Genomic DNA, 20,794 nt, shown 5'->3' on the forward strand with positions numbered 1-20,794 from the left:
CCGAATCTGGCCGCCCTGAACATCGTCATCGACGGCCTGCTCGGTGCCGGGGTCGCCGCGTCCACCCGTTCCGATCCGCAGGCCAAGGCCGTCGGTGAGTGGCTGCGCGCCCGGAACGCCGACATCCCGACGGAGCTGCTGACATGAGCCCCGCAATTCGGACCGCGACCCTTCGCGACGGAGCTGCTGACATGAGCCTCGCCAATCGGACAGCGACCATCCCGACGGAGCTGCTGACATGAGCCTGCCGACGACGTACGAGCAAAATCGGACAGCGATGCTGGAGCGGGTCGCGGACCTGGACCACCAGCATGCCGCCGCCCTCGCCGGCGGCGGGGCCAAGAGCGTCGAGCGCCACCGCAAGCGCGGCAAACTGACCGCCCGCGAGCGGATCGAGCTGCTGCTCGACGACGACTCGCCGTTCCTGGAGCTCAGCACGCTGGCCGGGTGGGGCACCGACTTCGCCGTCGGCGGCTCGGTGGTGACCGGGCTCGGCGTCGTCGAGGGCGTCGAATGCATGATCATCGCGAACGATCCGACCGTGCGCGGCGGCGCCAGCAACCCGGTCACCCTGAAGAAGAGTTTCCGCGCCGCGCAGATCGCCGCCGAGAATCGCCTGCCCACCATCAACCTGGTCGAGTCGGGCGGCGCGGACCTGCCGACCCAGAAGGACATCTTCATCCCGGGCGGCCAGCACTTCCGCGGGATCACCGAGGCCAGCGCGGACCGGCGCCCGACGATCGCCCTGGTCTTCGGCAACTCGACGGCCGGCGGCGCCTACGTGCCCGGAATGAGCGACTACGTGGTGATGGTCGCCGGCGGCGCGAAGGTGTTCCTCGGCGGCCCGCCGCTGGTCAAGATGGCGACCGGTGAGGAGTCCGACGACGAGTCGCTGGGCGGCGCGGAGATGCACGCGCGGACGTCGGGACTCGCCGACTACCTCGCCGTCGACGAGGCAGACGCGATCAGGATCGGACGCCAGATCGTCCGTAGGCTCAACTGGCGCAAGCTCGGCCCGCCCCCGAGCCGGTCCTATGACGAACCGTCCCTGGATCCGGAGGAGCTGCTCGGGATCGTCCCGACCGACCTGAAGGTCCCGTTCGACCCGCGGGACGTGATCGGCCGGATCGCCGACGGCAGTGGGTTCGACGAGTTCAAGCCGCTCTACGGGACCAGCCTGGTGACCGGCTGGGCGCGGCTGCACGGCTACCCGATCGGGATTCTCGCGAACGCGCAGGGCGTGCTGTTCAGCGCCGAGGCGCAGAAGGCCGCGCAGTTCATCCAGCTCGCGAACCAGGCCGACACGCCGCTGCTGTTCCTGCACAACACCACCGGCTACATGGTCGGCAAGGAGTACGAGCAGGGCGGGATCATCAAGCACGGCGCCCAGATGATCAACGCGGTGTCGAACTCGAAGGTGCCGCACCTGTCGGTGGTGATGGGCGCGTCCTACGGCGCCGGGAACTACGGGATGAGCGGCCGCGCCTACGACCCGCGGTTCATGTTCAGCTGGGTCGGCGCGAAGTCCGCGGTGATGGGTCCGGCGCAGCTGGCCGGCGTGGTGTCCATCGTGTCCCGGCAGGCCGCGGCGGCCACCGGCCGGCCCTTCGACGAGGAGGCCGACCGGCGGACCCGGGGGGCGATCGAGGCGCAGATCGAGCGGGAGTCGCTCGCCTACTTCACCTCGGGCATGCTCTACGACGACGGGGTGATCGACCCGCGCGACACCCGCACCGTGCTCGGCATCTGCCTGTCCGTCGTTCACAACGCGCCGGTCCAGGGCGCCCGCGGCTACGGAGTGTTCCGGCTGTGATGATCCGCAAGCTGCTGGTCGCGAACCGGGGCGAGATCGCCCGCCGGATCTTCCGCACCTGCCGTTCCCTGGGCATCGAGACCGTGGCGGTCTTTGAGGAAAAGACCGATTTGCACGTACGGGAGGCCGACGCCGCCGTCGCGATCGGCTCCTTCCTGGCCGCTGACGAGATCATCGAGGCCGCCCGCCGGTCCGGCGCCGGCGCGGTCCACCCCGGCTACGGGTTCCTGTCGGAGAACGCCCCGTTCGCCCGCGCCGTCGAGGCCGCCGGGCTGATCTGGATCGGCCCCGCGCCGGACGCGATCGAGGCGATGGGCGACAAGATCCGGGCGAAGAAGCTGGTCGCCGCGGCCGGCGTGCCGGTGCTCGACGGGGCGGAGACGTTCCCGCTGCTGATCAAGGCCGCGGCCGGTGGTGGCGGCCGGGGCATGCGGGTCGTCACCGAGCCCGGGACGCTGCGGTCCGAACTCGCGGCCGCGTCCGCCGAGGCGCAGTCGGCGTTCGGCGACGGGACCGTGTTCACCGAGCCGTACCTGCCGACCGCCCGGCACGTCGAGGTGCAGGTGCTCGGGGACGAGCACGGGCGGCTCTGGGTGCTCGGCGACCGGGACTGCTCGGTCCAGCGCCGGCACCAGAAGATCATCGAGGAGGCGCCGGCCCCGCTGCTCGCCACGGAGACGCGCGAAGCGCTGCACCGGCACGCCCGGGCGGCCGCCGAGGCGGTCGACTACCGGGGCGCCGGGACCGTCGAGTTCCTCGTCGAGGGCGACCGGATCTTCTTCCTGGAGATGAACACCCGGCTCCAGGTCGAGCACCCGGTCACCGAGGCGGTGACCGGTCTTGATCTGGTCGCCTGGCAGCTCGCGATCGCCGAGGGCCGGGAACTCCCCGCGGAGCCGCCGGCGCTGACCGGGCACGCGATCGAGGTCCGGCTCTACGCCGAGGACCCGGCCGCGGGATTCGCGCCGCAGACCGGGCGGCTGCGCGCGTTCGACTTCGAGGTGCCCGGCGTCCGGGTCGACTCCGGGGTCGAGGCCGGCAGCACGGTCGGTGTCCGCTACGACGCCATGCTTTCCAAAATTGTTTCGTACGGCGAGGACCGCGCGTCCGCGATCCGGCTGCTCGCCGACGCGCTGCGCCGTGGCCGGCTCCACGGGCTCACCACCAACCTCGCGCTGCTGCGGGCGATCCTCGCCGACGACGACTTCGTGGCCGGCCGGGTCGACACCGCGCTCCTCGACCGCAGACTCGCCGCGTGGACGAGCGCGGGGGAGGACCACGCGGTCCGCAAGGCGGCGCTCGCCGCGGCGGCGGGATCGGCGGTCCGGACCGCGACGTCCGCGGGTGTGCAGGGGCGGATCCCGGTGGCCTGGCGCAACGTGCCCAGCCAGGAGCGGGTGCGGTCGTTCCGGTACGGCGCCGAGCGGCTCGACGTGACCTACGCGGCCCGGGGCGGGCGGATCACGTCGTCCTGGCTGCCGGGCGTGTCGGTCGAGTCGGTCGACGGCGACCAGGTCGTGCTCGACGATCACGGGGTGCGCGAGACGTTCCGGGTGACCGTGGTCGACGGCGGTGCGGACGTGCACGGGCCGGCCGGGGCGTTCGACCTCCACGCCGTGCCGAAGTTCACCGATCCGGCCGAGAATCTCGCGCCCGGATCGCTGCTCGCCTCCATGCCGGGGCTCGTCGTCGCCCTGCACGTGGCCGAAGGCGATCAGGTCGCCGCGGGTGCGCCGATCGTCGTCCTGGAGGCGATGAAGATGCAGCAGACGCTGACCGCGCCGGCCGACGGGGTGGTCGCCTCGCTCTCGGTCGTGGTCGGCAAGCAGGTCGCCGCCGGCGAGGTCCTGGCCGTCATCGCCGCCGCGCCCGCCGATGCCGCCGCCGCGCCGGCCGATGCCGCCGCCGCGCCGGCCGATGCCGCCGCCGCGCCGGCCGATGCCGCCACCGCTGGGGCCGCGGACGCCATCGCCGGGCCCGCCGGCTCGGAAACTGCCTGAACCACCGCCGCTGGGGAGCTGAGATGACCGCATTCGTCGAGTCCGAGGAACGCCGGGAGCTGCGCGAGGCCGTCGCCCGGCTGGGCGCCAAGTACGGCGAGGAGTACTTCTACGCCGCCGCCCGCGACGGCCGCAAGACCACCGAGCTGTGGCAGGAGGCCGCCGCGCTCGGCTACCTCGGCGTGTCCATCCCGGAACAGTACGGCGGTGGCGGCGGCGAGATCGGCGACCTGGCCGCCGTCCTGGAGGAACTGGCCACCGCCGGCTGTCCGCTGCTGCTCATGGTGGTGTCGCCCGCGATCGTCGGCACGGTCATCGCCCAGTTCGGCAGCGCCGAGCAGAAGGAGCGCTGGCTGCCGGGCCTGGCCACCGGCACGGCCACCTACGTCTTCGGGATCACCGAACCGGACGCCGGCTCGAACACCCACCAGATCGCCACGCAGGCCCGGCGGGACGGCGACGAGTGGGTACTGAGCGGGTCGAAGACGTACATCAGCGGGGTTGATGAAGCTTCTGAGGTTTTGATCGTCGCCCGGGTCGGCAAGCGCCCGTCGCTGTTCATGGTGCCGACCGACGCCCCCGGCTTCACCTATCGCAAGATCGAGATGGGGCTGGTCGCGCCGGAGGACCAGTTCACCCTGTTCCTGGACGACGTGCGGCTGCCCGCCGACGCCCTGATCGGCAGCGAGGAGGCCGGTTTCGATCAGCTGTTCGCCGGCCTCAACCCGGAGCGGATCATGGCCGCGTCGTCGGCGACCGGGATGGCCCGCTGGGCACTGCGCAAGGCGGTCGGGTACGCCGGCGAGCGCGCGGTGTGGGGCGTGCCGATCGGCGCCCACCAGGCGATCAGTCACCCGCTCGCGAAGCTGTACGTGGAGATCGAGGCGGCCCGGCTGCTCACCCAGAAGGCCGCCGCGTTGCACGCCGCCGGGGAGCTGAAGTCGGCGGGCGAGGCGGCGAACATGGCCAAGTACGCGGCCGGCGAAGCGGTGTGCGCGGCGGTCGACCAGGCCATCCAGACCCACGGTGGAAACGGCCTCGCGCTTGAGTACGGGCTGGTCCAGGCCCTGGCCACGTCACGGCTGACGCGGATGGCGCCGGTCAGCCGGGAGATGGCGCTGAACTTCGTGGCGCAGTACTCGCTGGGGCTGCCGCGGTCGTACTGAATAATCTCCGCCGTGATCGACGAGGAACTGATCAGCCGGGCCATCGCGGACGACGACGACGCGATGGAGGAGTTGACCGAGATCGCCGACTCCGAGCCGGAGCGGCTCGTGCCGTACCTCGGACGGCTGCTCGACGCGGACGTGCTGTGGCCGGCGACGATGTACCGCTACGCGCCCGCGGACGTGGTCGAGCGGATCATCGCGCTGGTCGACGGCGACGGGGTGACCGGCGCGCGGCTCCTCGCCCTGGCCAACAGCCGGCATCAGCTCGCGTTCGAGGCGATGCGCCGGTGGATCGACCAGCCGCCGGCCGGGATGGACACGCTGCACGTCGGCATGCGGGAGTACGCCGAGGAGGGCGGCTGGACGATCGACCCGGACGGCAGCCGGCGTGACCTGTGCGGGGACGCCGCCTTCGAATGGCATCTCCGGGAGGCGCCGGAGCCGCTGTTCAACCCGGCGTGCCCGTGGTGCGCCTCACCGCTGTGGACCGCGGCCGACCTCGACGGCGCCGAGCCGGGCCTGGCGCACGTCGGCTGGACCGGCCGTCTGCGGTTCCGGACCTGCCACTTCTGCTCCTGCTACACGACGCTGTTCAGCGAGGTCACGCCGGACGGCGGCAGCACGTGGTGGGCCGGGAACGTGCGCCCGGACTACCTCGGCGCGGCCCAGCCGGAGGAACCGCCGACCAAGCTGCCCTCGCCCGGGCCGGCCCGGGGGAACCCGTTCCAGGCGAGCGCCTGGAGCGCGGGCGGGTCGACGCTGGGCGGCCATCCGCAGTGGATCCAGGACGCCGAGCACCCGGGCTGCCCCGGCTGCGGCCGGACCATGGACTACGTGGGCCTGCTCGGCGGCGCGGACTTCGACGAGTATGGCGAGGGCGCCTACTACCTGCACGTCCACTCGGCGTGCGGCTTCGCCGCGGTCACCTACCAGCAGTCCTGAGACGCCATCGCGCTCGGCACGATCATCCGGCGGCGGGGCCGTGGTTGGCGTACTCCCAGAGGCGGTTGTAGTTGACGTCGTTCAGGTCGCGGTTGTCGTCGACGCGGGCCTGGAACGGGCGGGCCGTCGTCGCGGCCGGGGACCACGGGTTGATCGTGTCGAAGCCGGCGCCCAGGTAGCTGTCGCGGATCACCAGCTGACCGTTCGGGGTGATGCCGGGTAGGTAGCCGGTGGCGCTCGCGCCCTGATCCCAGGCCCGGCCGAGATGGCCGGTCGGCGCCGCCTGATAACCGGCGTCGGCGACGATTCGGGAATGGGTGACCAGGAAGCCGTACGGGAAAATGGGGTTGGTGTTGGGGGCGAAGATGACGCCGCCGGAATTCTTGCGGGAGGAGACCAGGCGGAATTCGCAATGGTCGAAGACCGCGGCGGCGCGGCCGAAGACGAAATCCGTGTCGCCCTCGATGTAGGAATGCTGGACGGCGACCCGCGCGATGCTGTTCACGTCGTCGGCATTCGCCAGGAACGTGTCCTGCCGGCCGATCAGGCGCATGTCCGCCAGCTGGGTGCGGTCGGCGTCGGTGCGCAGCGCCAGCGCCTGGTGCGTGCCGCGGTCCACCGTGTCCAGCAGGGTGTTCGTGATCGTCAGGCCCTTGAGCTGCAGGTCCGTGCTCTGCGCCCAGACCACTGTCGCGCACAGCGCGGCGGTCGCGGTGGTCTTCGTGGCGCAGGACTGGAACATCGGCCAGGCCGGATCGCCCTCGGCGTAGCGGTTGCCGGCGTTCACCTGAGCCGCCCATTGGGCCGGGGTGATCGTCGCGTCCAGGGTGAACTCGATATTCACGGTGTTCGCCGGGCCGTCGCCGTAAATGGTCAGCGGCGGCGTTCCGGACGGGATGAAAACCGTTCCGGTGTACGTGCCGGGCCGCACCGCGATCGAGAGGCGACGGGTGCCGCCGGAACGGTAGGCGGCATTGACCGCCTCCTGGACGGAAGTGAATCCGTGGGCGCCGCCGACGACGAGATCCGCGCGGCGCGGCGTGCGGATCGGCCCCGGTCGCCAGGGGTCGGCGATCGGGCTGGCGTACGGGCCGGACGATCCGAGATAGTGCGCGGCGGTGAACGGCGCGGCCTCGGCCGGGGACAGGATCGGCCGGGCCGGCGTGCCCGGCGCGGTGAGCAGGGCGGACAGCAGCAACAGAACCGTCTTCATCGCTTCTCCTCAGCGGGAATGCGCTTTCCTGCAGCACCCTATCGTCGAAGTGCGTCGATGTCTGCAGTGAGCCGGCGATGACCGGGACGGAGCTGATCCGCGCGCCGTGGTGCCGGCCTTACTGCTCCAGTCGTAGGAGCGGTTACCACCGCAGCCGGACGCCGCGCCGTCGTCCCGCCCGTACCGTGGAGATCATGCGGGCGTGGCGGGCGAACTGGGTGGTGGCGGTCGTTGCCGGGCTGCTGTCCGCCGGCGGCGCGGTGAGCGGCCTGGGCCGGCACCGGATCCCGCTCGAGATCGATCTGCTCTCCGCGGCCGGGATGACGCTCGCGATCGGGCTCAGCCCGCTCGCGCCGCTGGCCGTCCTGCTGGTCGTGACCGGCGCCGCCGTCGCCTACCAGGCGGCCGGCTGGGACACCCCGTTGCTGATCCTCGCGATGGTGGCGGCGCTGTACCACCTGACGCTGCGCTACAGCCGCCGCGTCTCCTGGACCGCGGCGCTGCTCTGCGGAACGTTCTGGTGGGCGACCTCGGCATTCCGGGCGCCGGAGCAGCTGTGGACGCTGCCCGCGCTGAGCTCGTTCGCGTGGGCCGGGCTCGCCGTGGCCTACGCGGAATCGGTCCGCAACCGGCGCGCCTACGTCGCCGAGGTCGAGGACCGCGCGCGGCGGGCCGAGCAGAGCCGGGAGGACGAGGTGCGCCGGCGGGTCGCCGAGGAGCGGCTGCGGATCGCCCGGGAACTGCACGACGTCGTGGCACACCACATGGCGGTGATCAACGTGCAGGCCGGCGCGGCCGTTTTTGCCCTCTCCCGGCAGCCGGCCGCAGCCGAGCCGCCGCTCAACCACATCCGGCGCGCGTCCGGGATCGTGCTCAAGGAGCTGGCGGCGATCGTCGGCCTGCTGCGGCAGCCCGGCGACAACGAGCCGCATCAGCCGCAGCCCGGGCTCGACCGGCTGCCGGAGCTGCTCGAGTCGTTCACCGCGGCCGGGGCGACGATCGAGTTCGCGCAGGTGGGGGACGTGCGGCCGCTGCCGGCGGCGGGGAATCTGGCCGCCTACCGGATCACCCAGGAGGCGTTGACGAACGCCCGCAAGCACGGCGACGGCGGGCCGATCCGGGTGCGTTTCAGCTATCAGCGGGACCGGCTCCAGCTGGAGATCAGCAACGGAGCCGGGCCGTCCCGTACCCAGGAATCGGGTTACGGGTTGATCGGCATGCGGGAGCGCGCGGCCGCTGCCGGGGGCGCCGTGGATGCTGCCAAGACCGAAAAAGACCAGTTTTGCGTACGGGTGAGCCTGCCGGCCCCCTGGCAACCCGAGGAGTGAGCGTTGAGCATCCGCGTCCTGCTGGCCGACGATCAGAAACTGATCCGCGCCGGCTTTCGGCTGATCATCGACCTGGCCGACGGCATGGAGGTGATCGGCGAGGCATCCGACGGCGGCGAGGCGGTCGAGCTGGCGCGCGCCGAGCGCGCCGACGTGGTGCTGATGGACATCCGGATGCCGGGCGTCGACGGGGTCGAGGCGACCCGCCGGATCACCGCGGATCCGCAGCTCACCGGCGTTCGGGTGGTGGTGCTGACCACCTTCGACGCGGACCAGAACGTGCTTGCCGCGCTGCGGGCCGGCGCCTCCGGTTTCCTCAGCAAGGACGTCGAGCCGGAGGAGCTGCTGCGCGCGATCCGGGTGGTCACCGCCGGCGAGGCGCTGCTGACTCCGCGCGCGACCAAGGGGCTGATCGACCGCTTCCTGTCGCCCGATGATCAGCCGCTGGTGGCTCCGCCCGAGCTGTCCTTGCTCACCGAGCGTGAGCTCGAAGTGGTGCGGCTGGTGACGCTCGGGCGGTCGAACGAGGAGATCGCCGCGCAGCTGACGTTGTCACCGCTGACCGCGAAGACGCACGTGCACCGGGCGATGACCAAGCTCGGCGTCCGGGAGCGGGCGCAACTCGTGGTGATCGGCTACCAGAGCGGCCTGGTCCGCCCGGGGGAGCGGGCGTAGCCGGGGGAGTCGTGGCTCGCGCTCAGTTGCTTTTGTCCACCTCGGGGCGGTCGTAACCGCGGAGCACCACCGTGAAGTCATGAGCCTTGACCAAGAACGTAATCCCGGCCGGCAAACCTGGGAAGTGCCGACCTGATCGAAATAAAAATGCATTGCTCCTGGTCAATTCCTTGATCGTCGTTTCCGGCCTTGTCCACATCGTCCGTTTGTCCTACGGTCGGCCGTGGCTGAACTAACTGGAGGAACGATGACCGAAACGGTTCCCGCCTACCCGTTCGCTCACCCCGCGGCTCTCGAACCGTCCCCGGAATGGGAGCAATTACGCAGCGAGTGCCCGGTTTCCCGGATTCGGATGGTCAGCGGCGACGAGGCCCTGCTGCTCACCCGATACAACGACGTCCGCGAGCTGCTCGCCGACCCCCGCTTCACGCACAGCCTGGTCGAGGCGGACGCGGCGAAGATCTCCGCCGCCGACGACGGCGGCGTCTTCAACCGCGAAGAGTCCACGATCACCGCCAGCCCGAATCACATGCGCTGGCGCCGGATGATGAACAAATCCTTCACCGTGAAACGCGTCAACGCGATGCGGCCACGGATCGAGGAGATCGCGCACCAGCTGATCGACGATCTGATCGACGGCGGGCAGCCCGGCGATCTGCAGTCGACGCTCGGCTTTCCGCTGCCGGTCTTCGTGATCTGTGAACTGCTCGGCGTCGACCCCGGATATCGCGACAAGTTCTCGTTCTGGTCCGACGCGCTGCTCAATCTGACCAAATACGATCAGGCCGAGGTGACCCGGGCGGCGGCCGAGTTCGAGGAGTTCATGGTCCAGCACGTGGCGGACAAGCGGGCCAAGCCCGGCGACGACCTGCTCAGCGAACTGGCCGCGGTGGTCGACAGCCAGGACGGCCGGATGTCCGAGACCGAGCTGGTGATCACGGCGCAGGGGCTGCTGGTCGCCGGGCACGAGACGACCGCGAACATGATCGGCAAGATGGTCGCGATGCTGCTCGCCGACCGGTCCGGGCGCTGGGAGCGGATCGTCGCCGATCGCGGGCTGATCAACTCGACGGTCGAGGAGGTGCTGCGGTTCGACGCCAACCCCGGGTTCGGGCTGCCGCGCTACATCTCCGAGGACATCGAGGTGGCCGGGTGCCCGATCAAGGCCGGCACCACGGTGATCGTCAACATGGCGTCCGCGAACCGGGACGAGAACGCCTACGAGGACGCCGGGGAGATGCGGCTCGATCGGGCGCCGAACCCGCACCTGACCTTCGGGGCCGGGCCGCACTCGTGCCTCGGGCAGGCGCTCGCCCGTACCGAATTGCAGGTCGCTCTGTCGGTTTTGCTCGATCGCCTGCCCACGCTGGAGCTCGCGGTGCCCGCGGCGGAGTTGCATCGGCGCACCGGGCTGATCGTCGGTGGGCTCGAGGAGGTTCCGGTCCGGTGGTAGCGCGGATCGAATTCGACGAGCCCAAGTGCATCGCGGCTGGTCAGTGCGTGATGACCGCGCCGGAGGTGTTCGATCAGCGCGATGAGGACGGGGTTGCGATCGTCCTGGAGCCGGAGCCGTCGGCCGAGCATCTGGACGCGGTCCGGGATGCGGTGGCGATCTGTCCGGCCGCGGCGCTGCTGCTGGTCGAGAGGTGACGTGGTAGCCGGACGTTCCTGGCGGCGGTCGCCGGGAACGTCCGTCCACCTTGTTCGAACGTGCGCGGTGGGGCTATGGTTGCGCGTCTGGGCACCGTTTTCCCGGGCTGATTGTGCATTCTGGCCGACCGTCCTTTGTCGGTCCGATTTGTATTCCACAACGGTCTGGGTGGTGGCGGGTTGATGCCATTTCGGGCGGGGCGTGTCGTGGCGTTCTGGGTGACCATTTATGTGACGCTAACTGCTTTTCTGGGATCGGTGCCCGGATAGAGGTTCGTTAACGTTTCATTTCGATAACATGAATTACATCTATCGCCTTCGTCTACTTAAGGTTTCGTCCAACGCTCCGTCAGGTTGCGAAACATCAATGGCGAAGGGAATCTCCGTGGGGAAGAAGCAGTCCGCCGCCCCGGTCGACGAGGTCGTAGCAGTCGAGGAAGCCGTCGTGGTGGTGGAGGAGGCCGTCGAGGTTGCTCCGCCTGAGAAGGTGAAGAAGGACAAGAAGGCCAAGAAGGCCGCTGCGGCCGAGGAGGCCGCGGTGGTTGAGGCCGCCGAGGAAGCGCCGGCCGAGGAGGATGTGGCTGAGGAGCCGGTCGCCGAAGAGGCTCCGGCCGAGGAGCCCGCCGCCGAGGAGCCCGCGGCTGAGGAGCCCGCTGCCGAGGAGGCTGCGGCTGAAGAGGCTCCGGCTGAGGAGGCTGTCGAGGCTCCGGCAAAGGTGAAGAAGTCCAAGAAGGCCAAGAAGGCGGCCAAGGCGGAGAAGGCCGCGGCAGCGGAGGAAGCGCCGGCGGAAGAAGCCCCTGCGGAAACTGCCGTCGCCGAGGAAGAGGCTCCGGCCGAGGAGGCTGCTGAGGAGCCGGCTGCTGAGGAGCCGGCTGCTGAGGAGCCGGCCGCCGAGGAGCCGGCCGCCGAGGAAGCGCCGGCCGAAGAGGCGGAAGCTCCGGTCGAGGAAGCTCCGAAGAAGGCCAAGAAGAGCAAGAAGAAGTGATCCCCCCGGTCGCCGCGCCACCCCGCGCGGCGACCGAATTTCCGTGATGGCACTAACCCGTGAGGTGTGAAGATCCTCCGACCGGCTACCAAGTACCTATGAAGCGCACGACGATTCTCCTGATGATGGCCACGCCGCTCCTGTTCGCCGCCGGATGCAGTGCGAACTCCCCGACCGCGGCATCCCCGACCTCGTCGGCGCCCGCAAAGACGCAGAGCCCCACGACCTCACCCGCCGAGCCCACCACCGGCGAGACGACGACCTCCCCGGCGACCGGCTCGGGCGGCGGCAAGCCGGCGTCGACGCGCTGCCACACCACCGACCTGAAGCTCACGGTCGGCGAGGGCGACGGCGCGGCGGGCACCGCCTACCAGCCACTGATCTTCACCAACACCTCGGATCACACCTGCACGATGTACGGCTACCCCGGCGTCTCCTGGGTGACCGGCGAGAACGGATCCCAGGTCAACGACCCGTTCGCCCGCAGCGACCAGCGCAAGAAGGAAACCGTCACGCTGAAGCCGGGCGCCACCGCGAACGCCGTCCTGCAGTCCACCAACCCGGGCTTCTTCGACAAGGACAAGTGCAAGCCGGTGTCCGTCCGCGGCCTGCGCGTCTACCCGCCGGACGAGACCGCGTCGATCTTCCTGAGCCTGCCCGGCGAGGCCTGCTCGATCAAGGGCGTCGGCGTCGGCAAGATCTGGGCGATCGCCGCCGGCACCAAGATCTGACCGAGGCGGCCCCGCCCGCCGCTCAGCGGACGATTCGCGCGACCAGACCGTTCGCCGCCACGGACTCGATCGACGGGCGGGGCTGCGACGCCTCGTCCGCCCACCAGCGGGCCACCGACTGGACCCCCGGCTCGACCAGCTCCACATCGGGGCGATCGAACAGCGCGCGGAACTCCGCGCCGGTGCGGTCCCGCCACTGGCGTTCCATCACCTTGCGCAGCGCCGCGATCTGCTCGGCCGGCATGTGTTCCGGCGTGGCCTGCGAGGCCACCACGACACTCCCGGCCGGGATCGCGTCGAGCAGCGTGTTCAGGATCCGCGCCGGGTCGTCGTCGTCCCGGATGAAGTGCAGCACCGAGATCAGCAACAGGCCGACCGGCTCGTGCAGGTCGAGCGTGTTCTTCACTTCCTGGTCGGCGAGGATCTGCCGGGGATCACGCAGATCGGCCTCGATGTACGTGGTCCGCCCGGCCGGCGTGCCGGTCAGCAGCGCCCGGGCGTGCACGAGCACCAGCGGGTCGTTGTCCACATAGACGACCCGCGCCGACGGATCTGCCCCTTGGGCGATCTCGTGCGTGTTCGGCGAGGTCGGGATGCCGGTGCCGATGTCCAGGAACTGCCGGATCCCCTGGCCGGCCATGTACCGCACCGCGCGATGCATGAAGGCCCGGTTCTCCATCGCGCTCAGCCGCGCCGTCGGGTGCCGCTTCTCGATCTCGTGCGCGGACTGCCGGTCGGCCTCGAAGTTGTCCTTGCCGCCGAGCAGGTAGTCGTAACGCCGGGCCGGGTGCGCGACCGAAGTGTCGATCCTGGACTGATCAGTCACGAATAGTTCCCTTCCGCACCGGCCAAGCGATTCACGGAGATCGTAACGTTCACGTCCGGAAAATGTGGGGCACGGCCGGCGCCGGTGGGGGAGACTCGTCGGCATGATCACTGAGGTGCGCAGCGTCGCCGACCTGGTTGCCCTGACCGCTTCTGGTCAGACGGTCAAATACCTCTTCTTCTGGGGACACACCCCGTCCCGGGACGGCGAGGTGAGCGCCTCGTGCCTGAGCCAGTGGTCGCCCGAGGGCTTCACCGTCGACGGCGACCGGTTCGCGACGGCCGAGCACTACATGATGTGGCGCAAGGCCGTCCTGTTCGGCGACACGGCCTCCGCCGGGCGCATTCTCGCAGCCGGGCACCCGCGCGAGGCGAAGACGCTGGGCGGCCGGGTGACGCCGTTCGACCAGCAGACCTGGAACGAGAACCGCTTCGCGATCGTCGCCGAGGGCAACTTCCAAAAATTCCAGCAAAACCCGGATTTGCGTACGTATTTGGCCGCCACCCATGACCGCGTCCTCGTCGAAGCCAGCCCGATGGACCGCGTCTGGGGTATCGGCCTGACCCGTGAAGACCCCCGGGCGTCCGATCCGGATCAGTGGCGCGGCCTCAACCTGCTCGGCTTCGCGCTGATGGAAGCCCGGGCCCGCCTGGCGGCCGGTGCATAGCCGGTTCTCGTCGGCGGGCTGCGGCGCGAGTGGAAAACCGGTGGCGGGTGGCGTGGCGGGGGCTGAAGACTCCGGGCGATGGGAGCTTTGGATGCGCACGCGGCACGGGTGGCCGGCGGGGCGACGATTCAGTTCCGGCCGAGCGGTTCGTCGATGGTGCCGCTGATCCGGAGCCGGCAACAGGTCACCGTGGCGCCGGTCGACCCGGCGCGGCTCGAGGTCGGGGACATCGTGCTGGTACGGGTGGCCGGGACGACGTACCTTCATCTGGTTTCCGCCTTGAACAAGGACGCCGAGCGGGTGCAGATCAGCAACAACCGCGGCCGGGTCAACGGGTGGACCAGCTACGGGCGGGTATTCGGCATCTGCGTCAGCGTCGACGGCGTGCCGCGCCCGCGTGCCGCCGTCAAGATCAGAGCGGTGGAGGCCGAGTGAGCGTCGCGTTGTCCGGTGTGGAAGCGGTGAACGTCGCGGAGTCGCCGGAACGGGCGGCCCGGGCGCTGCCGGCCGAGTACGCCGAGGAGGCGGACGGCCGGCTGTACTCGCGCGCCGGCTTCCGGGAGATCTGCGCCTACCACTACCGGTCCGCGTGACGGGTCAGGTCTGGCGGTGGGTGAGCAGGGCCAGCAGGAGTGCGGCCCGGTCCGGGGCCGAGTCGAGGTCGAGGCCGGTCAGGCCGGCCACCCGGTTCATCCGGTGGTGCAGGGTGTGCCGGTGAACCCCGAGCGTGCGTGACGCCGTCTCCCAGACGCCGTTGTGGTGCAGGAAGACCTCCAGCGAACGCCGCAGCTCCGGATGCTGGTCCAAGGGGGCGAGCAGGTCCTCGGCCAGATGCGCGGCCGCCGGGGTGGCCAGCAACGTGGTGAGGCGCTGGTCGCCGTAGCGGCCCACCCGCTGACGCCGGGCCTTCGCCGTGGCCGCCGCGTCGGTGGCCGCTCGCAGGGCCGCGGGCAGGCCGGCCGCCGCGGTGGTGCCGCTGATCCCGACGGTCACGTCCAACCTGGTCAGCGCGGTCACGGCGGCCTCCTCGTCGGCGGCGCGGATCAGCACGGCGACGCCCTCGTCGCGGGCGGCGAGCAGGTACGGCAGCTCGTCGAGGCACTGGGCCAGTTGCGGTGCGGGCGCGGGTGCCGGCGCGTAGAGCAGCACCAGCCGGTCGGCCGGGGCGAAGCCGAAGTAGCGCAGTGGCCGGTGCGCCGCCTGACTGTCCAGGTCACCGTCGAGGAGGATGCCGAGCACCGCCTCGCGCAGCACCCGGTGCGCCGACACCAGCTCACGCGGACGTTCCAGTTCGAGCGAGAGCAGCGACACCGCGTGGGTCAGCAGCATCTGGTCGGTGTGGGCGAGCGCGTGCGTGGTCGCGACGACCAGCAGGCCCTGCCGGGCGCCGCCGACCCCGAGCGACTGCACCATCAGGTGGGCGTCGCCGTCGGTGACGCTCAGACCCGTCGGGGCGGTGGACCGCGCCCCGGCGCCGAGTTCGGTCATCGCCCGGGCGAGCAGTGCGACGCCGTCGCCGGGCGCGGCCGCCAGGACCAGGTGGTGGGCGTCGCTGACCACGACCGAGGCGGTCAGGGCGGACGCCAGGTGCCGGACGATGCCGGTCACGCCGGCGTTCAGCGCGTACCGGGCCATCCGGTGCTGGTGTTCGAGGGTGCGGCGGACGGCCGCGCCGGCGCGCTCGGCATGCCGGTCCGCGACCGCCTGGGTGATCGCCAGGAACGGGGTGGGCAGCGGCACCTCGAGCAGCACCAGGCCCCGCTCGGCGCAGGCGGCGGTCACCGCGCCCGGCACGCGCTGGTGTCCGAGACCGATCCCGAACCCGATGCCGGCGACCGAGGCCTCGGCGAGCCGATCGACGTACGCCCGCTGCCCGGCGACCGTCCGCGGCAGCCGCAGCCCGGTGGTGAGCACGAGCTCCCCGCCCTCCAGCCACGGCACCGGGTCGGCGAGCTCCACCGAGTGCGCCCAGCGGATCGGCGTGGCCGGGTCGCCGGCGAGCAGCCGCAGCGCGAGGCCGGGTATTTCGAGGAGATCAGTGGCGGTTACCGGCATGTCACCTCTCCGGGCCAGGCGGTACCAGGCGGGCCGGCCAGGACAGAACGTCGAATCGCGCACCGGCAGATTCGACGTTTTCGCGGGTCCGGGTGACGGCCGGGCGAACATAGCATGGCTGCACTTCAGCGGGGTTGTGGCCCGCTTCCGGAGTCCTCTCATCGATCCAGGAGGCACCCCCATATGGCCGGAACCGATTCGATTGTCGAGAGCACCGGTGACGACGCCGCCGCTCTCGCCGCCCTGGGATACACCTCCGAGTACCGGCGCGACATGAGTCTCTGGGGCAACTTCGCCCTGGGCTTCACCTACCTCTCGCCGGTGGTCGGCGTCTATTCGCTGTTCACCTTCGCCCTCGGCACCGGCGGTCCGCCGATGATCTGGAGCCTGGTCATCACCGGCATCGGCCAGCTGCTGGTCTCGATGGTGTTCGGTGAGGTCGTCTCGCAGTTCCCGGTCTCCGGCGGCATCTATCCGTGGGCGCGGCGGCTCTGGGGCCGCCGGTGGGCGTGGATGGCCGGCTGGGTCTACATGCTCGCGCTGCTGGCCACGATCGCCTCGGTGAGCTACGGCGCGGGACCGTTCGTCGCGCTGATGCTCGGCTTCACCCCGTCCACGACCAGCACGGTGATCTGCGCGCTCGCGGTCATCCTGATCGCCACGCTGCTCAACCTGGGCGGCACGAAACTCCTGACCCGGGCCGCGATCTTCGGCTTCGCGGCCGAGCTGGCCGGTGCGGTGGTGGTCGGCCTCTGGCTGCTCACCACGCACCGGCAGCACGGGCTGGGCGCGCTGTTCCACACCTTCGGCGCGGGCGGCACCGGCTCGTACACCTCGGCGTTCCTGGCCTCCACACTGATCGGGCTCTACCTCTATTACGGCTTCGAGGCCTGCGGTGACGTGGCCGAGGAGGTCGAGGATCCGAGCCGGCAGATTCCCAAGTCGATGCGGCGGACGATCTACGTGGGTGGCGCGGCGTCGATGTTCGTGGCGCTCGGCCTGGTCCTCGCGGTGCCCGACTTCGGCGCGGTGATCAGCGGGGCGGACGCCGATCCGGTCACCACCGTGCTGCAGGACGCGTTCGGCAGTGTGGGCACCCGGATCGTCTTCGGCGTCGTGCTGATCTCGTTCCTGTCCTGCGCGCTCAGCCTGCAGGCGGCCGGCAGCCGGCTGATGCAGTCGTACGCCCGGGACAAGATGATCTTCGGGTCGACGTATCTGGCCCGGTTCTCGCAGGCCCGGCACGTGCCGCCGTACGCGCTCGCGGTCGCCGCCGTGGTCCCCGCGGTGATCATCCTGCTCTCGACGGTGTCGGCGAGCGCGCTCACCCGGATCGTCTCGTTCGCGGCGGTCGGCATCTACATCGGCTTCCAGATGATCGTGCTGGCGGCCCTGCGGGCGCGGCTCAAGGGCTGGCAGCCGAGCGGCAGGTTCTCGCTCGGCGTCTGGGGCCTGCCGGTGAACGTCGCCGCGCTGGTCTACGGCGTGCTGGCCGCGATCAACATGGCCTGGCCGCGCACCCCCGACGCCGCCTGGTACGACAACTATCTGGTCATTCTCTCGGCCGGGCTGGTCATCGTGGTCGGCCTGGTCTACCTGTTCACCGCCAAGCCGCACGACCGGAGCGACGCCCCGGCCGGCGACGCCATTCCCGCGAAGTAGCCCTCGCGGTTCATCGGGCGTACCCGGTGCGCCCGATGAACCGGCCCGGCACCACCATCGAGGAGGCCCTCATGCAGAACGTCGTCGCCGGATGATCAGCCAGGAACGGGTTCTCCGCACCCCGATCCCCGGCCCCCGTTCGCGCGAGCTGCACGCCCGCCGCGAGGCCGAGGTCCCGCGCGGCTTCGGGGTCACCCTGCCGATCTTCGTGGACCGGGCCGAGGGCGCCGTGCTCGTCGACGTGGACGGCAATCAGCTCGTCGACCTCGGCTCCGGCATCGCCGTCACCAGCGTCGGCGCAAGCGACCCGCGGGTGGTCGAGCGGGTGCGCGAGCAGGCCGGCCGGTTCACCCACACCTGCTTCATGGTGACCGAGTACGCCGGCTTCGTGGACGTGGCCGCCGCGCTCAACCGGCTCACCCCGGGCGACCATCCGAAGCGGACCGCGCTCTTCTCCACCGGCGCCGAGGCGGTCGAGAACGCCGTCAAGATCGCCCGCAGTCACACCGGCCGGCCCGCCGTGGTCGTCTTCGACCACGCCTACCACGGGCGTACCTCGCTGACCATGGCGATGACGGCGAAGCACCTGCCGTACAAGGAATCGTTCGGTCCGTTGTCGCCGGAGGTCCACCGGGTGCCGACCGCCGACCCGTTCCGCGGCCCGTTCTTCACCGCGGAGGCGGCGTTCGCCCGCTTCGCCGACGTGGTGCGCACCCAGATCGGCGCCGGCCGGGTCGCGGCGGTGGTCGCCGAGCCGGTGTTGGGCGAGGGCGGCTTCGTCGTCCCGGCCGAGGGGTTCCTGCCGCGGGTGGCCGAGTTCTGCGCCGAGCATGGCATCGTCTTCGTGGCCGACGAGGTGCAGACCGGCCTGGCCCGGACCGGGAGGATGTTCGCCAGCGAGCACGAGGGCCTCGTGCCCGACCTGGTGTGCACGGCGAAAGCGCTGGCCGGCGGCCTGCCGCTGGCCGCGGTGACCGGCCGCGCCGAGATCATGGACGCGGTCCACCCGGGTGGGCTCGGCGGCACGTACGCCGGCAATCCGGTGGCCTGCGCGGCGGCCCTGGGCGCGCTGCAGACGATCGAGGAGCAGGACCTGGCGGGCCGGGCGGCGCGGATCGAGCGCCGGGTGCTGCCCCGGTTGCGCGCCCTCGCGGCCGGGGTGCCCGCGATCGGTGACGTCCGGGGCCGCGGCGCCATGCTGGCCGTCGAGTTCGTCGTGCCCGGCACCACCGAGCCGGCCCCGGAGGTGGCGGCCGCGGTCGCCCGGCACTGCCATGCGCACGGGGTGCTGGTGCTGGTCTGCGGCACCTACGGCAACGTGATCCGGCTGCTCCCGCCGCTGGTGATCGATGTCGACCTGCTCGACGATGCCCTCGGCGTACTCGACGAGGGCATCCGGAAGGTGGCGGCGTGAGCACCGCACGGTCCTTCGACCCGCGCACCGGAACGTCCGTGCCGGCACCGGCGGAGTCGACGGCCGCCGAGGTCGACGCGGCCGTCGACGGTGCGCCCGACCTGTCCGGGATCTCGCCCGAGACCCGGGCGGGCTGGCTGGAGGCGATCGCCGACGCGCTGTCCGGCGAAGTCGACCGGCTGGCCGCGCTGGCCGACGAGGAGGTCGCGCTCGGCCTGCCGCGGCTCACCGGGGAGGCCGGGCGGGCCGCGGGCGCGCTGCGCTTCTACGCCGAGGTGACCCGGGACGGATCGTGGCTCGACGCGACGATCGACCGCGGGCAGCCGGAGCTGCGCCGGGTCCGGGTGCCGCTCGGGCCGGTCGCGGTCTTCGGGGCGAGCAACTTCCCGTTCGGGTTCGGCGTGCTCGGCCACGACACGGCGACCGCGCTCGCGGCCGGCTGCCCGGTGGTGATCAAGGCGCACCCGGCCCATCCGCGGCTCTCGGCGGCGCTCGCCGCGCTCGCCCGGGACGCCCTGGCCGCGGCGGGCGCGCCGAGCGGCGCGCTCACCCTGGTGCACGGGTACGCCGCGGGCGGCCGGCTGGTGAGCCACCCGGGCATCGCGGCCGTGGCCTTCACCGGATCGCAGCGTGGCGGGCTGGCCCTGTGGCGGCAGGCCGCCGAACGCGACCGGGTCATCCCGGTCTTCGCCGAGATGGGCACGGTCAACACCGCGGTGGTGACGCCGGCCGGCGCCGCGTCCCGGGCCGGCCGGATCGCGACCGGGTTCGCCGGATCGTTCACGCTGGGGATGGGGCAGTTCTGCACCAAGCCCGGGCTGCTGCTCGTCCCGGCGGGGACCGGGCTGCCGGACCGGGTGGCCGAGGCGCTCACCGCGGCGCCGCCACGCGGGTGGCTGCTCACCGAACAGATCGCGGCCGCCTACGAGACGGGCGTCCGGGAGCTGCGGGACGCCGGGGCACGGGTCCTGGCGCGGACGCCCGCGGAAACCACCGGCTGGGGAGCCGAACCGGCCGTCCTGAGCGTCACCGCGGAGCAGCTGCGGACCGGGCCGGCGCTGCTGGCGGAGTGCTTCGGCCCGGTCGCGCTGGTCGCGGAGTACCGGGACGCCGCGGAGCTGCACGCCGTGCTGGCCACCCTGCCGGGAAGCCTGGCCACCGCGGTGCAGAGCGGGGGACCGGACGATCCCGACCTCGGCCCGCTGGTCACGGCCCTGGCCCGGCACTGCGGCCGGGTGATCGTCGACGGCTGGCCGACCGGGGTGGCGGTCGGGTGGGGACAGCAGCACGGCGGACCGTGGCCGGCGACCACCTCGCCGGCCCACACCTCGGTCGGGGCGGCCGCGGTGCAGCGCTTCCTGCGCCCGGTGGCTTACCAGGACGTGCCGGCGTCGGCGCTGCCCACGGCCCTGCGCGACGACAACCCGTGGGGCGTTCCGCAGCGCGTGGTGGCACGCTGACCGGCCCGCGCGCCGGGCTCGTGCCGGCCGGGAGCGGACACGCGGCTGGATCTTTACCCGGCAGGCGGCTCGCGTGGGTCCTTTTGAACCGCGACCACCCTCGGACGTCGCCCTGGAGGGCTTCGCGTTCTGGGCGCCCCGCGCCCTGCGAAGCCCGGAAGGGTCCCCGCGGGAGCGACGATCAGTTATTGGCCGCAGCCGAGG

General features: G+C 71.4%; 19 protein-coding genes. 16 read left to right on the plus strand and 3 right to left on the minus strand.

Annotation, left to right across the window (positions count from 1 at the left end):
* The first annotated feature begins 238 nt into the window (after positions 1-238).
* From L3i22_RS25825 to L3i22_RS25840, 4 genes are read left to right on the plus strand one after another with little or no spacing between them, the layout of a single operon-like run.
* Complete coding sequence (locus L3i22_RS25825) at positions 239-1,813, plus strand: acyl-CoA carboxylase subunit beta (RefSeq protein WP_221329527.1); 1,575 nt, start codon at positions 239-241, stop codon at positions 1,811-1,813.
* A complete protein-coding gene (locus L3i22_RS25830; RefSeq protein WP_221330153.1) occupies positions 1,813-3,813 on the plus strand; it encodes a biotin carboxylase N-terminal domain-containing protein in 2,001 nt (666 codons plus the stop codon). The genes L3i22_RS25825 and L3i22_RS25830 overlap by 1 nt, the downstream gene beginning before the upstream one ends.
* A 23-nt stretch (positions 3,814-3,836) precedes the next feature.
* Positions 3,837-4,979, plus strand: a complete 1,143-nt coding sequence (locus L3i22_RS25835) for an acyl-CoA dehydrogenase family protein (RefSeq protein ID WP_221329528.1) — start codon at positions 3,837-3,839, stop codon at positions 4,977-4,979.
* Between the two features lie 12 nt (positions 4,980-4,991).
* Positions 4,992-5,924 (plus strand): hypothetical protein, encoded by a 933-nt coding sequence (locus tag L3i22_RS25840; protein ID WP_255658597.1) that lies wholly within the window; start codon positions 4,992-4,994, stop codon positions 5,922-5,924.
* A 22-nt stretch (positions 5,925-5,946) separates the two neighbouring features.
* On the opposite strand, the gene L3i22_RS25845 is transcribed toward L3i22_RS25840, so the two are convergent.
* Positions 5,947-7,137, minus strand: coding sequence for a putative acyl-CoA thioester hydrolase (locus tag L3i22_RS25845; RefSeq protein WP_221329529.1), 1,191 nt, complete (start codon positions 7,135-7,137; stop codon positions 5,947-5,949).
* Between the two features lie 194 nt (positions 7,138-7,331).
* Between L3i22_RS25845 and L3i22_RS25850 the strand changes: the two genes are divergently transcribed.
* From L3i22_RS25850 to L3i22_RS25875, 6 genes are all read left to right on the plus strand, one after another.
* On the plus strand, positions 7,332-8,465 hold the full coding sequence (locus L3i22_RS25850; RefSeq protein WP_221329530.1) for a sensor histidine kinase: 1,134 nt from the start codon (positions 7,332-7,334) through the stop codon (positions 8,463-8,465).
* A 3-nt stretch (positions 8,466-8,468) separates the two neighbouring features.
* A complete protein-coding gene (locus L3i22_RS25855; RefSeq protein ID WP_221329531.1) occupies positions 8,469-9,140 on the plus strand; it encodes a response regulator transcription factor in 672 nt (223 codons plus the stop codon).
* Positions 9,141-9,387: 247 nt separating this feature from the next.
* The gene (locus L3i22_RS25860; protein ID WP_221329532.1) at positions 9,388-10,593 is read left to right on the plus strand and encodes a cytochrome P450; all 1,206 of its coding nucleotides are present in this window, start codon (positions 9,388-9,390) and stop codon (positions 10,591-10,593) included.
* Entirely contained in the window at positions 10,587-10,790 is a 204-nt protein-coding gene (locus tag L3i22_RS25865; RefSeq protein WP_221329533.1) for a ferredoxin, read from the plus strand. The genes L3i22_RS25860 and L3i22_RS25865 overlap by 7 nt, the downstream gene beginning before the upstream one ends.
* Before the next feature lie 385 nt (positions 10,791-11,175).
* Positions 11,176-11,775: a hypothetical protein gene (locus L3i22_RS25870; protein ID WP_221329534.1), complete on the plus strand. Its 600-nt coding sequence runs from the start codon at positions 11,176-11,178 to the stop codon at positions 11,773-11,775.
* Positions 11,776-11,873: 98 nt separating this feature from the next.
* Complete coding sequence (locus L3i22_RS25875) at positions 11,874-12,506, plus strand: DUF4232 domain-containing protein (protein ID WP_221329535.1); 633 nt, start codon at positions 11,874-11,876, stop codon at positions 12,504-12,506.
* A gap of 22 nt (positions 12,507-12,528) precedes the next feature.
* Here L3i22_RS25875 and L3i22_RS25880 read toward each other — a convergent pair whose 3' ends face one another.
* Positions 12,529-13,332: an SAM-dependent methyltransferase gene (locus L3i22_RS25880; RefSeq protein WP_255658598.1), complete on the minus strand. Its 804-nt coding sequence runs from the start codon at positions 13,330-13,332 to the stop codon at positions 12,529-12,531.
* A 103-nt stretch (positions 13,333-13,435) separates the two neighbouring features.
* Between L3i22_RS25880 and L3i22_RS25885 the strand changes: the two genes are divergently transcribed.
* The 3 genes from L3i22_RS25885 (at position 13,436) to L3i22_RS25895 (ending at position 14,592) form a co-directional block, all read left to right on the plus strand.
* Entirely contained in the window at positions 13,436-13,999 is a 564-nt protein-coding gene (locus L3i22_RS25885) for an NADAR family protein (RefSeq protein ID WP_221329537.1), read from the plus strand.
* Positions 14,000-14,077: 78 nt separating this feature from the next.
* Positions 14,078-14,434 (plus strand): hypothetical protein, encoded by a 357-nt coding sequence (locus L3i22_RS25890; RefSeq protein ID WP_221329538.1) that lies wholly within the window; start codon positions 14,078-14,080, stop codon positions 14,432-14,434.
* Positions 14,431-14,592: a hypothetical protein gene (locus tag L3i22_RS25895; RefSeq protein WP_221329539.1), complete on the plus strand. Its 162-nt coding sequence runs from the start codon at positions 14,431-14,433 to the stop codon at positions 14,590-14,592. Before L3i22_RS25890 ends, L3i22_RS25895 begins: the two co-directional genes overlap by 4 nt.
* A 4-nt stretch (positions 14,593-14,596) precedes the next feature.
* On the opposite strand, the gene L3i22_RS25900 is transcribed toward L3i22_RS25895, so the two are convergent.
* Positions 14,597-16,054 (minus strand): PucR family transcriptional regulator, encoded by a 1,458-nt coding sequence (locus tag L3i22_RS25900; protein ID WP_221329540.1) that lies wholly within the window; start codon positions 16,052-16,054, stop codon positions 14,597-14,599.
* 183 nt (positions 16,055-16,237) lie between these two features.
* Between L3i22_RS25900 and L3i22_RS25905 the strand changes: the two genes are divergently transcribed.
* The 3 genes from L3i22_RS25905 (at position 16,238) to L3i22_RS25915 (ending at position 20,590) form a co-directional block, all read left to right on the plus strand.
* Entirely contained in the window at positions 16,238-17,716 is a 1,479-nt protein-coding gene (locus L3i22_RS25905; RefSeq protein ID WP_221329541.1) for an APC family permease, read from the plus strand.
* Between the two features lie 91 nt (positions 17,717-17,807).
* Positions 17,808-19,130, plus strand: a complete 1,323-nt coding sequence (gene gabT, locus L3i22_RS25910; RefSeq protein WP_221329542.1) for a 4-aminobutyrate--2-oxoglutarate transaminase — start codon at positions 17,808-17,810, stop codon at positions 19,128-19,130.
* Positions 19,127-20,590, plus strand: coding sequence for an aldehyde dehydrogenase family protein (locus tag L3i22_RS25915; RefSeq protein WP_221329543.1), 1,464 nt, complete (start codon positions 19,127-19,129; stop codon positions 20,588-20,590). The genes gabT and L3i22_RS25915 overlap by 4 nt, the downstream gene beginning before the upstream one ends.
* Positions 20,591-20,794: the final 204 nt, after the last annotated feature.

Source organism: Actinoplanes sp. L3-i22 (assembly GCF_019704555.1).
In the GTDB taxonomy this organism is placed as follows: Bacteria; Actinomycetota; Actinomycetes; order Mycobacteriales; family Micromonosporaceae; genus Actinoplanes.